14 protein-coding genes are annotated in these 13,756 nt (G+C 71.5%); 3 read left to right on the top strand and 11 right to left on the bottom strand.

Annotated elements, in window-relative coordinates; translation table 11 throughout:
• From AB0M30_RS09080 to AB0M30_RS09065, 4 genes are all read right to left on the bottom strand, one after another.
• The gene (locus tag AB0M30_RS09080; RefSeq protein WP_364581710.1) at positions 1 to 2,547 is read right to left on the bottom strand and encodes a WXG100 family type VII secretion target; all 2,547 of its coding nucleotides are present in this window, start codon (positions 2,545 to 2,547) and stop codon (positions 1 to 3) included.
• The gene (locus AB0M30_RS09075) at positions 2,547 to 2,861 is read right to left on the bottom strand and encodes a hypothetical protein (RefSeq protein WP_233226169.1); all 315 of its coding nucleotides are present in this window, start codon (positions 2,859 to 2,861) and stop codon (positions 2,547 to 2,549) included. Before AB0M30_RS09075 ends, AB0M30_RS09080 begins: the two co-directional genes overlap by 1 nt.
• A gap of 154 nt (positions 2,862 to 3,015) precedes the next feature.
• Entirely contained in the window at positions 3,016 to 3,276 is a 261-nt protein-coding gene (locus AB0M30_RS09070; protein WP_103342443.1) for an acyl carrier protein, read from the bottom strand.
• Positions 3,269 to 4,807, bottom strand: coding sequence for a fatty acyl-AMP ligase (locus tag AB0M30_RS09065; RefSeq protein WP_364581706.1), 1,539 nt, complete (start codon positions 4,805 to 4,807; stop codon positions 3,269 to 3,271). The genes AB0M30_RS09070 and AB0M30_RS09065 overlap by 8 nt, the downstream gene beginning before the upstream one ends.
• Positions 4,808 to 4,837: 30 nt before the next feature.
• Between AB0M30_RS09065 and AB0M30_RS09060 the strand changes: the two genes are divergently transcribed.
• A complete protein-coding gene (locus AB0M30_RS09060; protein WP_364581703.1) occupies positions 4,838 to 5,722 on the top strand; it encodes a cytochrome P450 in 885 nt (294 codons plus the stop codon).
• On the opposite strand, the gene glmM is transcribed toward AB0M30_RS09060, so the two are convergent.
• The 3 genes from glmM to rplM form a co-directional block, all read right to left on the bottom strand.
• Positions 5,708 to 7,042: a phosphoglucosamine mutase gene (glmM, locus tag AB0M30_RS09055; RefSeq protein WP_364581700.1), complete on the bottom strand. Its 1,335-nt coding sequence runs from the start codon at positions 7,040 to 7,042 to the stop codon at positions 5,708 to 5,710. The two genes, AB0M30_RS09060 and glmM, sit on opposite strands and share 15 nt — an antisense overlap.
• 339 nt (positions 7,043 to 7,381) lie before the next feature.
• Positions 7,382 to 7,966 carry a 30S ribosomal protein S9 gene (gene rpsI / locus AB0M30_RS09050; RefSeq protein ID WP_364581697.1) on the bottom strand — a complete coding sequence of 195 codons (585 nt, stop codon included), beginning with the start codon at positions 7,964 to 7,966 and terminating at the stop codon, positions 7,382 to 7,384.
• Between the two features lie 14 nt (positions 7,967 to 7,980).
• Positions 7,981 to 8,433, bottom strand: a complete 453-nt coding sequence (gene rplM / locus AB0M30_RS09045) for a 50S ribosomal protein L13 (protein ID WP_103342438.1) — start codon at positions 8,431 to 8,433, stop codon at positions 7,981 to 7,983.
• A gap of 259 nt (positions 8,434 to 8,692) precedes the next feature.
• On the opposite strand from rplM, the gene AB0M30_RS09040 reads away from it, so the two are divergent.
• A complete protein-coding gene (locus tag AB0M30_RS09040) occupies positions 8,693 to 9,586 on the top strand; it encodes a hypothetical protein (protein WP_364581695.1) in 894 nt (297 codons plus the stop codon).
• A 29-nt stretch (positions 9,587 to 9,615) separates the two neighbouring features.
• Positions 9,616 to 10,326, top strand: a complete 711-nt coding sequence (locus tag AB0M30_RS09035; protein WP_364581693.1) for a DUF4333 domain-containing protein — start codon at positions 9,616 to 9,618, stop codon at positions 10,324 to 10,326.
• Positions 10,327 to 10,430: 104 nt separating this feature from the next.
• On the opposite strand, the gene AB0M30_RS09030 is transcribed toward AB0M30_RS09035, so the two are convergent.
• From AB0M30_RS09030 to AB0M30_RS09015, 4 genes are all read right to left on the bottom strand, one after another.
• Positions 10,431 to 10,724 carry a WXG100 family type VII secretion target gene (locus tag AB0M30_RS09030; RefSeq protein WP_364581691.1) on the bottom strand — a complete coding sequence of 98 codons (294 nt, stop codon included), beginning with the start codon at positions 10,722 to 10,724 and terminating at the stop codon, positions 10,431 to 10,433.
• A 57-nt stretch (positions 10,725 to 10,781) separates the two neighbouring features.
• A complete protein-coding gene (locus AB0M30_RS09025; protein ID WP_360172151.1) occupies positions 10,782 to 11,108 on the bottom strand; it encodes a WXG100 family type VII secretion target in 327 nt (108 codons plus the stop codon).
• Between the two features lie 255 nt (positions 11,109 to 11,363).
• Complete coding sequence (locus AB0M30_RS09020; RefSeq protein WP_364581689.1) at positions 11,364 to 11,711, bottom strand: hypothetical protein; 348 nt, start codon at positions 11,709 to 11,711, stop codon at positions 11,364 to 11,366.
• A gap of 14 nt (positions 11,712 to 11,725) precedes the next feature.
• Entirely contained in the window at positions 11,726 to 13,717 is a 1,992-nt protein-coding gene (locus tag AB0M30_RS09015) for a type VII secretion-associated protein (protein WP_364581687.1), read from the bottom strand.
• Positions 13,718 to 13,756 lie beyond the last annotated feature (39 nt).

Here is a 13,756-nt window from a genome sequence, read left to right as displayed (position 1 = left end):
TCACCGGTCGTACCGGATCGAACGGTCACCCTCGTCGTCGAGCGAGCCGCTGATGCGGCCCTTCGCGCCACTCGTCTCGAACACGCCGCCCTCGATGCGGTACTGGCTGGGCCCGCGCTGCTGGTCGCCGCCACCACCACCGGGCGCGCCGCCCATGCCGCCCATCATGCCCATGCCGCCCATGCCCGACATCGCGCTCGAGCTCGACGAGTTCGCGGCCGCCTGGTGCATGCCGGGATCGACCGGAGTCGCCCCGAGCCCGCCGCCGCCGTCGGACATCGGCAGCGAGGCGTCGCTGCCCGTCTGGGCACCCGGGTCGAGTGAGACGGCGCCGGCGAAGTCCGGCGACCCGCCGCCGGTGACGGCCGAGCCGAAGTCGCTCGCGCCGGCCGTCGTGGTCGAGTCGGTGGAGCCGGCACCCGCCCCGACGCCCGCGTCGGCCGTCGCCACCGCCGGCTCGGCCCCGACGCCGCTGCCGCCCCCACCGAGGTCACCCTCGAAGCCGCCGGGCGCGCTGAACCCGCCGCCCCCAGAGGCCGCTTCGCTGCGCGTGAAGCCCGGGTCGGGGTTGACCGGTGCGGGATCTTTCGCCGACGGGAGCTCGGCGTTCGCGTCGTGCCGGATCTCCGCGCCGGCGCCGTCGGTCACCGGCTTGACGTCCACCTTGAGACCGTCCCCCTTGAGGTCCGCGGCCTTGGGGTCGTCCTTCTCGTCCAGGGTGTAGGTGGTGGGCTCGCCCTTGCCGTCGTCGACCGTCACGATCGTCGGGCCGTCCGGGCCCTCCGGGCGCTCAGCGGTGATCTTGAGGTTGCCGTCCTGGATGTGGATCTTGCCGTCCGGGCCCGGCTTGTAGGAGCCGTCGGCCGAGGGCTGGCCCTCCTTGACCGCCTGGCTGCCCTGCGGCCCGAAGGCGGCCTTGTCCCCGGCGGCACCGTCCTTGCCCGCGCCGTCCTTGCCGGCCTCGGCCTTGTCGTCGTCACCCCAGTCGAGGTGGTAGTCCTTCTTGTTGCCGTGGCCGTCGTCCACGGAGATGTCCTGCTTGCCCTCCTTGTCGGGCTCGGACATCGAGATCGTGTTGTCGCCCTTCTTGACCGACACCGTGTCCGTGTCGTCGGTGTCCTTGATGGCTTCGCCGGTCTTCGGGTCGATCGGGTACGGCTCACCGGTCGACGGGTCGACTTCAAGGGGCTTCCCGGTGATCGGGTTCTTGCCCTCTTCGGGCTTCGCGGGCTCCTCGGCCTTCGGGGGCTCGGCCGCCGACGGCGTCGTGGAGCCGCTCCCGGTGCTGCCCGTGCTCCCGGATCCGGTGCTCCCCGTGCTGCCGGTGCCGGTGCTCCCCGTGTTCCCGCTATTGCCGGTGTTCCCCGTGTTGCCGGTGTTCCCGGTCTTGTCGCCGCCGCCCTCGTTCTTGGCCTCGGTCAGCTGGTTGCGGTAGCCGTCCATGTACCGCGCCAGCGCACCGAACTGCTGGTCGATGGTCTGCTTGGCCGCCCGGCACGAACCGTCGAACGCGGTGATCAGGCTCTTGTACTCGGTCGAAAACGCGCCGTCGCGCCAGTAGCGGCAGACGTTGCGGCCGTATTCCTTGTTCTCGTCGTTGAAGCCGCAGTCGTCGTTCTGCAGGCGCTCGGCGAGGTTCGACGGGTTGCCGTTCTTCGCGTTGACGGCGTCGATCCAGCCGGCGACCTTCATGAAGTCGTCGAATTCCCCGGTGTCGCCGTTGGCGATCTTGAGGACGTCCTTGGCCATCGGGATGTCCGCCTCGGCGATCACCGGGCGGTGCAGCTGCAGGACCTCGTCGACCTTCTTCTTGACCGCGGTGAAGACCTGCGTCACGGTCTGCGGGATCAGCTTCGCCGCCCCGTCGATCTGCTGCGACAGCTCCTTGGCGTGCGGCTTGATCGTCTCGTCGTACTTGATCTCCGCGGCGTTGGCGCCCTTGCCCTTCCACTCGCCGAAGAGGGTCTGGAGCTCGGTGTCGCTCTTGCCGAGGGTGTCCTCGACGACCTTGTGCGCCTTGCCGAGGTCGTCGGCGTCGCTCAGGAACTTCTGGTACTGGATCCCGCGGTTCTCGTGGAACTTGTCCTTGAGGTCCGTCTGGGAGTTCTTCTTCTCGCTCTCGCCGCCCTTGATCTGGTTCCAGACCTCGTCGGTCCATTTCGCCAGCAGGTCGACGGCGACATTGCCCTGGTCGAGCTGTTCGTCGGAACTCTTCGCGCCGACCCCCAAGGTCGGCGTCGCGATTCCGTCGAGGTTCTTCTTCGCCTGGTCACGCTCGGCGGTCTGGCGCTGGTGTTCCTGGTTCTTGGCCGCGGATTCCTGCTGGGCTTCCTTCAGCGCTTCGTCGACGTCGGAGGACGAACCCGGCAGCCAGTCGTTGGTGGGGTTCCAGCCGGAGTAGTCCTCGATGTACTTCTTCGCGTATTCCTCTTCTTCCGCGTTGAAGTTGAACGTGTCCTCGCCGTATTCGTCCATCAGCTTGGACTTGGCGGCCATGGAGACGTTCGGGTCGTCGAGGACCTTCTTGATCTCAGCCCATTCGGCCATCAGCGGTTACCCCCGGCCTGGTTCGCCGTCGCGCCGGCGTTCGCTTCCTGCGTGGTGTACTTGCCGCCCGCGGTCCCGATTCCGCCGCCGAGGTTCATCAGGGCGTTCGACAACCCCGTCAGGCCCGCGCCGATCTCGTCCATCCCGGCCTTGTACTTGCCGAAGCTCTCCTGGTGCACGCGGCCGAAGTCCACGGCGACGATCTCCGTCGGCGCGACCTTCTTGGCCTCGGCCGCCGGGTCGTCGGCGACGTCCGCCAAGCGGATCTGCGCCCGCGTCATCGCCTCCGAACTCGCTTCATACCCGTTCGGCATGGTCGCTGCCCCCTTCGATCCCCACAGGTCCCTACTGACGTTCCGGGACTGTGACGCGCCCGGACACCGTTCGGTGCCGTCGCAGATGCACACAGAGTCTAGCGGTCGGCCGGGCGGCGGACCTGGGCTTCCGCCAACTGCACCCGGCCGGGACCTACCCGCCGGCGCGCTGCGCCGCGACCGCCTCGGAGATCACCTCGGCGACGCCGCGGATGTCCACCAGCCGGTCGAGCTCGTCGAGGTCGACCGAGACGCCGTAGTTCACCTCGACCCGCGCCAGCAGCTGGATCCGCTGCCGGGACGTCATGCCGAGGTCGTCGAACGGCGTCGTGTCGGCGAGCCGCTCGGGCGGGATCTCCAGCGCGAAGCTGATGATCCGCCGGATCTCGTCGACGTAGGTGCCCGGGTCAGCCATGCCGCTCATTCTCGTCCCACCAGCGCTCGCGGGCGGCGGTGCGGGACACCTTGCCGCTGGAGGTCCGCGGCACCTCGCCCGGCCGCACCAGCCACAGGGCGCGCAGCGGCAGGTCGTGGGCCGCCGAGACGGCCCGCCGCACGGCCGTCTCGACCGAGGCGTCCGGCGCGGTGCACCCGGCCACGACCGCGACGCCTTCGCCGTGGCCGTCCCGCACGGCGAACGCGGCGACGCGCCGGATGCCGGGGTGCGCGGCCTCGACGGTGGCTTCGATGTCCTGCGGGTGGTGGTTGCGGCCGTCGACGATAATCAGCTCCTTGAGCCGTCCGGTGACGTAGAGCTCGCCGTCGTGGACGAAACCGAGGTCGCCGGTGCGCAGCCAGCCGCCGGGGGCGATGACGTCGTCCCGCCCCCAGTAGCCGTCGGCGACGTTGGGCCCGGCCACCTGGATCTCTTTGTCGACAATGCGGATCCGCTGGCCGTACGGCCGCCCGACCGACACGCGCGGCTCGCCGTCGAACGTCCGCACGGTGGGCCCTTCGGCGCCCGCGCTCGTGACGAACACCGTCGCCTCGGCCAGCCCGTAACACGGCTTGTGCGCGGCCCGCGGCAGCCCGAAGGGGGCGAAGGCCCGCGCGAAGGCCTCGACGGTGGCCGCGCGGACCGGCTCGCTGCCGTTGAGCAGCGAGTTCACTCGTGAGAGGTCGAGGGCTTCGAGGTCCCCCGCCGCTTCGGCGGCCAGGTCGAAGGCGAAGTTGGGCGCGGCGCTGACGACTCCGGGGAGCTCGGCGAGCAGCCGGATCCAGCGCAGCGGGTCACGCACGAACTCCATCGGCGTGCAGAAGACCGATCGCGAGCCGAGGAAGACCGGCGTGCCGATGAGCAGGACCAGGCCCATGTCGTGGAAGAACGGCACCCAGCCGGCCAGCGGGGTCGACGCGCCGGCGTCGTAGCACCGCGTGGTCTGCCAGCAGGCGGCCACCAGCGCGCGGTGCGAAATCACCGCGCCGGCCGGGCGGCGCGTCGAGCCGGACGTGTACTGCAGGTACGCCGGGTCGGTCATCGCCACGGCGGCGGGCGGCTCGGCGTCGCCGGGCTCGATGTCCTCGATGTCCTCGACGGCGAGCGCGGTGCCCGGCGGGACCTGGTCCAGGAAGTCCTTCGAGGTCAGGCAGGCCGCCGGGGTGGCGTCCGCGAAGGCCGCCTCGATCCGGGCGCGGCCGGTGCGGCCGGCCGGCACGGACAGCGGCACCGCGACGCGCCCCGCGTAGAGCGTCCCGAGGAAGGCGGTGACGTAGCCGAGGTCCTGGCGGGCGACGATCGCCACCCGGTCGCCCGGCCGGGTGGCGCGCCGCAGCTCGCGGGCGACCCCGCGGACGCGGGCCAGCACCTGCGGCCAGGTCAGCGTGTGGTCGGCCGGTCCGGGGAAGGTGCGGCAGGTGAACGCGGGGCGGTCCTCGGCCGCGTTGCGGAGCAGGTAGTCCGTGAACGGCGTGGTCAGGACGTCATCCGGGACGGCTGCGGGCGGCACCGCCCCATCCTGCCCTACGGTGTCGAAGCGATGGACGAGTTCGAACGGCACGGCATCGGGGTGGTCTCCGGCCGCGACGCGTGCGCGCGGGCCCTGCGGTCACCCGAGCTGACGTCGGATCCCGGCGGCGGCTCGCCCAGCGTGCTGCTGCGGGACGGCGAAGAACACACTCGCCTGCGCGCGGTGCTGCGGGAGATCATCGCCGGCCTGGAGCCGTTTCCCGAGACCCTCCGAGCCGGGATCGAAACGACCGTGGCCGGGCTGGGGACGTCGTTCGACCTGGTGCGCGACTTCGCGCGGCCGGTGGCGGGCGCGGTGACGTCGGCGGTGCTGGGCGTGCCCCTCGACGACGTGTTCCTGGACCACCTCGAGGCGACAACGGCGAACCTCGACGTCTTCGGCGGCACCGACCGGGCGGGGCAGGTGTCGGCGTTCCGGCTGGCCGTGCAGCTCAGCCGGACCCCGGCCGGGCCGGGCGGGCTGACGGCGCTGCGGGACGCGCACGCGGCCGGGCGGCTGGACGACGACGAGCTGATGTTCAACCCGGTGGTCTTGGCGCACGCGGCGTACGAGAACTCGCTGAACTTCCTGGCCGGCGCCGGCCTGGAACTCGCGACGTCAGGTCCGCGAAGCGTGCGGGAGCTGGTGACGGCGATTTGCCCGGCCCGGTACGTCCTCCGGTTCGGCCCGGACGGCCCAGTGGCGATCTCCCTGGCCGGCGGCCTGCCGTTCGGCCTCGGCCGGCACGCGTGCCCCGGCTCCGGGGTCGCGGTGGCCGAAGGCGAGATCGCGCTCACGGCGCTGGCGAAAGTCCTCGGCCCCGGCTGCCGGGTGGACGAAGTCCGCTGGAAGACCCACCCGGTGTTCCACGGCCCGGCGAAGGCCGTGGTCACCCTCGCGTCAGGAAACCGCTGAGACGACACCGGCCAGGCGGTCGGCCGCGGCCTGCGCGGTGGACTGCGCCGGCGCCTCGACCATCACGCGGACCAGCTGCTCGGTGCCGGACGGGCGCAGCAGCACCCGGCCCTCCTCGCCCAGCTCGGCCTCGACCTCGCCGACCGCGGTGCGGACCTCGGACGAGCCGGCGACCGCGGCCTTGTCGGCGACCGGGACGTTGACCAGCACCTGCGGCAGCCGGTTCATCACGGCCGCCAGGTCGGCCAGGGACTTGCCCGTCTCGGCCATGCGGCTCATCAGGCGCAACGCGGTCAGCAGGCCGTCGCCGGTGGTGGCGTGCGCCGGGAGCACGACGTGACCCGACTGCTCGCCGCCCAGCGCGAACCCGCCGGCCCGCAGCTCCTCCAGGACGTACCGGTCGCCCACCGCGGCCGTGACCACGGTGATGCCGTGCGCCTTCATGGCCAGGTGCAGGCCGAGGTTGCTCATCACGGTCGCGACCAGGGTGTCCTTGGTCAGCTCGCCGGACTCGGCCAGCGCGAGCGCCAGGACCGCCATGATCTGGTCGCCGTCCACCAGCTCGCCGGCGGAGTCGACGGCCACGCAGCGGTCGGCGTCGCCGTCGTGCGCGATGCCGAGGTCGGCGCCGTGGGCGACGACCGCTTCGCGCAGCTTCTCCGGGTGGTTGGAGCCGCAGTGCTGGTTGATGTTGATGCCGTCCGGGTCGGCGTGCAGCGCGACGACCTCGGCACCGGCGCGGCGGTAGACCTCGGGCGCGGCGGCGGCGGCAGCGCCATTGGCGCAGTCGACGACCACCTTGAGCCCGGCGAGCGGGCTCGGCGTGGCCTCGAGCAGGTGGGCGGCGTAGCGGTCGAGGGCGTCTTCGACGTCCGTGACGCGCCCCACACCGGCACCCGTCGGGCGCACGGCGTCGGCGGACACGCCGGCTTCGATCTCGTCCTCGATGCCGTCGGGGAGCTTGTGCCCGCCCGCGGCGAAGAGCTTGATGCCGTTGTCGGGCATCGGGTTGTGCGAGGCGGAGATCATCACGCCGAGGTCGGCCTCGAGCGCGCCGACCAGGTGGGCGACGGCCGGCGTGGGCAGCACCCCGACGCGGCGCACGTCGGCCCCGGCGGACGTGAGGCCCGCCACGACCGCGGCTTCCAGCATCTCGCCGCTGGCGCGCGGGTCACGGCCGACGACCGCGACCGGCCGGTGCGAGCGGTCGTGCGCGGCGAGCACGCGGGCGGCACTGGCCGCCAGCGCCAGCGCCAGCTCCGGCGTCAGCTCGGCGTTGGCCAGGCCACGGACCCCGTCGGTTCCGAACAGGCGTGCCATCGATCGACCTCCTCTGCGCGGTCACACCGGTGCGACCACCACGACAACCTAGCGATCCCGGCGGACCGCGTTCCCCCGCCCCGATGATGTCGCTCCGGGGCCCGGAAACGACACAGTGCTGATCGTTACCCATCCGACCACAGCCACGGCCGATGACTTCGGAGCAACGGTTACGTATTCGCGCGAGGGCGGCCTGCTTTTGGCCGGATGGGTAACCCAGTGCCGATCGTTGTTCACGGCCCATCGTTGTCCAGGGCCGATCGTTGTCCAGGGAAAAACGCCGGAGCGCCCATCCGATGGACGGATGGGCGCTCCGGTGGTTCGCGCCTGAGGGCGCGATCAGCGCTTGCTGTACTGCGGGGCCTTGCGGGCCTTCTTGAGGCCGTACTTCTTCCGCTCCGTGGCGCGCGCGTCACGGGTGAGGAAGCCGGCCTTCTTGAGGGCCGGGCGGTCGTCGGCGTCGACCTCGATGAGCGCACGGGCGATCGCCAGGCGCAGCGCGCCCGCCTGACCCGAGACGCCGCCACCGTGGAGGTTGGCGAAGATGTCGAACGAGTCCGGCTTCTCGACCAGGACCAGCGGGTCCTTGATGAGCTGCTGGTGCACCTTGTTCGGGAAGTACTCCTCGAGGGTGCGGCCGTTGAGCTTGAACTGGCCGGTGCCCGGGACGACCCGCACGCGGACGACGGCTTCCTTGCGGCGGCCGACGGTCTGCGCGTTGCCGCCCGCGGCGCGCGACGGGCGCGGCGCGGCGGCGCTCTCGCTCGTGGCGACCGGGGTCTCGCTGGTCGCGGCGGGGGTCTCGCTGGTCGCGACCGGGGTTTCGCTGGTCTCGACCGGAGTCTCGCTGGTCTCGACGGCGCCGGACTCGGTCGCCTCGGGGGCCTCGACGACCTCGGGGGTCTCGGTCTCGGTGCTGGTCACAGACTGTTCCTCACTCACTGCGCGACCTGCGCGATCTTGGTGATCTCGCGCGCCTGCGGCTGCTGCGCGGCGTGCGGGTGCTGCGAGCCGGCGTACACCTTCAGCTTCTTCGCCTGGGCGCGGCCGAGCTTGTTCTTCGGCAGCATGCCCTTGACGACCTTCTCGACAAGGTGCTCGGGCTTGGTGTCCAGCAGCTCGCCGAACGAGCGCTTCCGCAGACCGCCCGGGTAACCGCTGTGCCGGTACGCGAACTTCTGCTCGCGCTTGTTTCCGGTGAGCGCGACCTTCTCGGCGTTGACGATGATGACGAAGTCACCGGTGTCCACGTGCGGGGCGTAGGTCGGCTTGTGCTTGCCGCGCAGCAGCGTGGCGACCTCGGTCGCCAGCCGTCCGAGCACGACATCCTCGGCGTCGATCACGTGCCAGGCACGAGTGACGTCGCCGGGCTTGGGGCTGTACGTGGGCAAGGGTCTACCTCGTCGTCAACATTGCGTGTGGGTTCTGTGCGGGCCTAGCGCTTACGCGCCGCAGCGCACAACGACATATGAAGATACCCCCACAGTCCCCGCACCCGCGCATGGGGGGTGGTGGAAGCGCCCATATTAGGCTCCTAGCGGCCCGGGCGCAGCCGGACCCTACCGGAATTTTCCCCCCGAAGCGCCTGCACGCGCCACCTCGACACGCGAGGATGGGGCCATCCGGAGCACCAGGCGAGCAGGGGACGGCATGAGCAAACGACCGACGGCGATCTTCGTCCTGGGCGCCCTGCTGGCCCTGGTCAGCGCCTGCGGCCAGGCGAAGGCGGGCACCGCGCTGCCGAAGGGCGACGACGCGGCGGACTACGTCGGCGCCAAGTTCGAGCAGGTGATCGGCAAGCTCTCCGACGCCATCACCGACACGCGCGACGTCACCAACTCGCTGGACGCCTACTTCAAGTTCGACGACAAGTGGGTCCACAGCACCGTGACGTCGGCGCGCACCGGCAACCCGGAGAACCGCGCGGTGCGGCACCGGTCGCAGAAGAACCCGGACGAGATCATCGACACGTACACGCCCGCGGACGGCACGGTGGAGTACACCTACCTCGGCCCGATGTACGTGCAGAAGGGCGTCTCGCCGACGGCGTGGGTGTCGATGCCGAAGCCGGAGGGCGGGCTGGTCCTGCCGTGCGCCTGGGGCGGGGTGCTGACGCCGTGCCGGATGGCGGACTCGACCGTGGAGGCGTACCAGGCCGACAAGCGCGCCGTCCGCGGGGCGAAGAGCCTCGGCGACGGCAAGACCGCGCTGACGGTGAACGTGCCGTTCGGGATCTTCGTCAAGGACAAGGTCGAGATCCTGCCGCCGAGCATCACCGGCCAGATCGGGCCGGAGCTGAAGAAGGCCGCGGTCCCGGCCACGATCACGCTGAACCCGGACGGCAGCCTCGCCTCCTTCGCGATGGAGGCCAAGTTCGCCGGCGACGGCCACCAGCTCGAACTCAAGTACGAATTCCGGTTCACCGGAAAGGCGAGCCTGCAGGACATGCCGAAGCTGCCGGACGCGAGCCAGATCACCGTGCTGCCCGACCGGGCGGCGATGGACGACTTCTACCGCCGGCTCGGCGAAGCGCAGGGCAGCTGAGGCGTGCCCACGACCCGAGGTGATCTCCGATGACGCCACCGTCCCCACCGTCCCAGCCACCCGGCCCGCCGCAGCCGCAGTGGTGGCAGCCGCCGCCGAACCCGCCCGGCACCCCCGCGGGGTGGCCGCCGGAACAGCAGGCGACCGGCCCGCACGCCGGGCAGTGGCAGCAGAACGCCGGCCCGGGCGCGAATCCCGGCCCCGACACCACCGGGTCCCACCCCGGCCAGTGGAACCCGGGGCAGCCGTCCGGCTCGTTCTCCGGGCCGTGGCAGCCCGGGCCGCCGAACAGCGGCCCGTGGCAGCCGCCGTCCCAGCCGACGCCCCAGCAGCCGGCTCCCGGGCCCGGGCAGCAGTACGGCGGCGGGTTCCAGCCCACGCAGTACGGCGGTCTCGGCGCTTTCGCCGTCGAGCCGCAGAAGAAGCCGAAGCCGAAGAAGCCGTTGCTGATCGCCGCCGTGGCGGTCCTGGTGCTCGCGCTGGGCGGCGGCGCGGCTTGGCTGCTGGGCGCGTTCCGCGGGGACGTCCTGGAGCAACAGTCCCTTCAGGACGGTGTGGTGAAGGTCCTGAACGAGAACTACGGCGAGCCCGACGTGAAGAACGCGCAGTGCCCGGCGAACGAAGCCGCGCGGAACGGGACGACGTTCGACTGCACGGTCACGATCGGCGGGCAGCAGAAGAAGGTGACCGTGCGGGTGCTCAACGACCGGCCCGAGTACGAGGTCGGCGCCCCGCACTGAGCTTTCCGGCGGTCTCCGCCGCGTTGCCGTTGCCGTTGCCGCAAAAGAAAACGGCGGGCCCCGCACCGGAGTGCGGGCCCGCCGTGGTTTCCGGGGTTACCGGCTCAGAACAGGCCTTCGACGGCGCTGTCCGTCGACTGGTAACCGTCGGCGATCTGCGGCAGGGCGGCGGCGATCTGCGCCAGAACCTGCTTCAGGTCCTCGAACTTCTGGTCCCAGGTGCGCTGGGCAGCGTCGTACTGCTCCTTCGCGGAACCGGTCCAGGTGGTGGTCAGCGGCCGCAGGTCGTCCTTGAGGCGGTCGAAAGCTGCCTGCAGCTCGCCCCCGGTCTGCGTGCAGTCATCCGCGGCCGCGCGGATGGTGGCGTAATTGACGACAATGCCGGCGCCATCAGGCATGACTTACTCCTTTTGAGCTGAAGATGCTGGGGTGGTGGGAAAGGATTCGGAAGGTGCTCAGCCGAGAGCGTCGAAGCCGCGGTTCACGGCGCCGAGGATCTCCTGCTGCTGCTGCTCGGAACGCTCGTACTTGGAGCCGGCCTCGCGGAGCAGCTCACCGATCCGCTGCAGCGCCTGGTTCATGCCGCGAGCGTCCTCGTCGAAGCGCAGCATCACGTGGTCGAACGCCTTCTGCGCCTCACCCTGCCAGCCGGCGCGGGTGGCCTCGATGCGGTCGCGCAGCGTCGAGAGGTTCTGGTCCATCTGGGCCCGAACCTCGGTGACCTTGCCCTCGGCATCGGTGAACTGGGCAACTGTTCCTTGGAATCCCTGTCCGGCGCTCATACCGGTACCCCCTTCATAAGAGTGGTGGTTGTCCGTACCAAGCTTGTTCGTTCGTACGGCCCTACGACGCAGACACTGCCATGTCCGGTTCCCCCTTGTCGTGGTTTGCCCGGAAGTAGTTGCTTGCGTGAACGCCCGCACCGGGAACCGGTCGCCGCGGGTATCCGGAGAACACCCCGAACCCGTGGCGCATCACCCGAAAATGCGTTCCTCACCAGCAGGATTAGCACGCGCACAGCAACCGGCGGCGCGGTTTCACTGATCGCGCTGCATGATTCGCATCTGGGAAAAGTCTTCGTCGTCGTCACCCGATCGAGGGGTTCGTGCGGGAGGTTGCGAACGCGAAGGAACCGGATCGGGCGCCGCGGGAACCGCCAGCCCCCGGGCGCGGCGGAATCGTTCGGCGGCCGCGCGCAGTGTGCCGGGCGTGGGGTCGCCGGACTTCGTGCCGCGCCCGCTCTGCTTCAGCAGTTCGGCGTTCTCGCCGCGCCGCCGCCGGCTGCGCGCGAGCGCGTTCCCGGTGACGCGCCGGGAATGCGTCACCGCGTCCTGCCCGATCCGCGTGAAGGACGCCGCGGCGCTTTCGAATTCTTCGGACGGCACCGCGTGCCCTCCTCTCAGTTGAGGATTTCCACCGTGCGCACGGCTTGGACGCAGGCGGCCGCGACCCGGTCCCGCAGCGGGGCCGTGGCGTACTGGCAGCCGACGTGGACGCGGATCCGGCCCTTCGCCACGACGTACCAGTCGACCTGGAGGTCGGGCCGGTCCGGCTTGCTCTCGTGGTACCCGATCACCGTCTTGCCGGCGTACGACAGGCTCGGGTCGAACGCGCTGTAGCGCGCGGACTCCCGTTCCGCACTGCGCGTCAGCTCGTCGACGAGCTTCTGCGGGTCGGCGGTCGCGTCGTAGTCCATGACGTACTCCTGCGCGACCAGCAGGTCGTTGCCGTCACGGGACTCCTGCGGGTGGATCACGACCTGCTTGTCGGCGACCCGGTCGTCGGTCTGGACCCAGTCCTCCGGTGCGACGAACTTGAAGTCGTACTGCGAAAGCGTCCGGCCGCTCTCGACCTGGGTCCCCGAGTCCTTGAACACGAGAACCCCGGTGACGACGAGCGCCACCACGACGACCACTGCCGCCGCGATCAGGCCCCACAGCTTGCGGCGGCTCTTCCCGGCCGGTTCCGGTGCGGGACGGGCGCCGGCGGGCGGGCCCGGCGGGTTCGGCCGAGCGGGCTGCCCGGCCGGCGGCGTCCACGGCCGGGCCACCGGCTGGCCGGCCGGCGGCGACGGCGGGGGCGCCGGGCGGTTCGGGAACCCACCCGGACCGGAGCGGGGCGGCGCCGGGCGCGGGGCGACGTCGCCGGGGCGGACGACCTCCGTGCGCTGCGCCGCCGGGTTGAGGGCGCCACCCGGGGCCGCGCCCAGCCGGGCCATCGCTTCGCCGGGCAGCGCACCGGTGCGGTCCGGGTCCACCAGCACCGCCCGCAGCGCGCCGCGCGCGACAACCGTCTCGGGCTGGTCGAGGCTGGTCGGCACGACACCCGTGCGTTCGTGCACCAGCCGCGAGATCATCGGGATCCGGCTCGACCCGCCGACCAGGAAGATCGCCGTGAGCTGCTTCGGCCGCAGGCCGGCGTCGCCGATCGCGGCGACCGTCAGCTCGACGACCCGGCCCAGCGGCGCCGTGATCAGCCGCTCGAGGTCCTCGCGCGTGACGTGCGCGTCGGCGAACGGCGGCGGCATCGGCACATCGGTGTAGGCGTGCCGCGACAACGTCTCCTTCGCTCCCCGCACGTCTTGGCGCAGTACGCGGCGGCGGCGCCGGTCGGCCAGCTCGCGGCCTTCGACGAGCTCGCGCCAGGCGTCCGGATCGGCCGCGGAAACCAGCGAACCCAGGTGCTCCAGCAACGCCTGGTCGATGTCCGCGCCGCCGAAGGCGGGATCGCCACGGGTGGCGAGCACCTGGAAACCGCCGCGCTGCGGACGGCCCGCGCGGTCCCGCGCGGTGTCCGGCGGCAGCCGGCGCACCACGCTGACGTCGACCGTGCCTCCGCCGAGGTCCAGCACCGCCAGCGCTTCGCCGGGGCGGCCGCTGAACTCGACGGTGCGATCGTCCTTCATGTCCTGCGGCGCGAACGTCGCCGCGTGGTAGACCGCCGCGGCGACCGGCTCCGGCACCAGCGCGACTTCGCGCGCCAGCCCGCCCGCGGCCTGCCGCAGCAGCCGGGTGCGGATCGCGCCCCAGTCCGCGGGGTGGGTCAGCACGAGCAGGTCGACCTCGGCGTCCCCGGCCAGGCGGCGCGCTTCGGACACCGCGCGCCCCAGCACCGCGTGCACGACGTCGGTGACCCGCAGGACGTTCTCGCCGAGCAGCAGCTCGCCCTCGTCGATCCGCCGCTTCGGGTTCGGCTCGTACCGCGACGGGTCGACCGCCGCCTGCCGCTCGGCCTCCTGGCCGACGAACAGCGTGCCGTCCGCCGCCGCGTAGACCGCCGAAGACATCAGCGGCTGGCCGTCGATCACCACGACCTGCGGCTCGCGCCCGTTCACCGAGGCGACGACGCAGGTGCTCGATGTCCCGAAGTCCACCGCAACCCGGACCGTCACCGGCAGCTCCCGCCCATTTCGTCGCGTTCCCCCGCGCCC

This window comes from Amycolatopsis sp. NPDC051716, assembly GCF_040681595.1.
GTDB lineage: Bacteria > Actinomycetota > Actinomycetes > Mycobacteriales > Pseudonocardiaceae > Amycolatopsis.
Note: the sequence above shows the minus strand (reverse complement) of the source record. Positions and strands in the feature narration are given on the sequence as shown.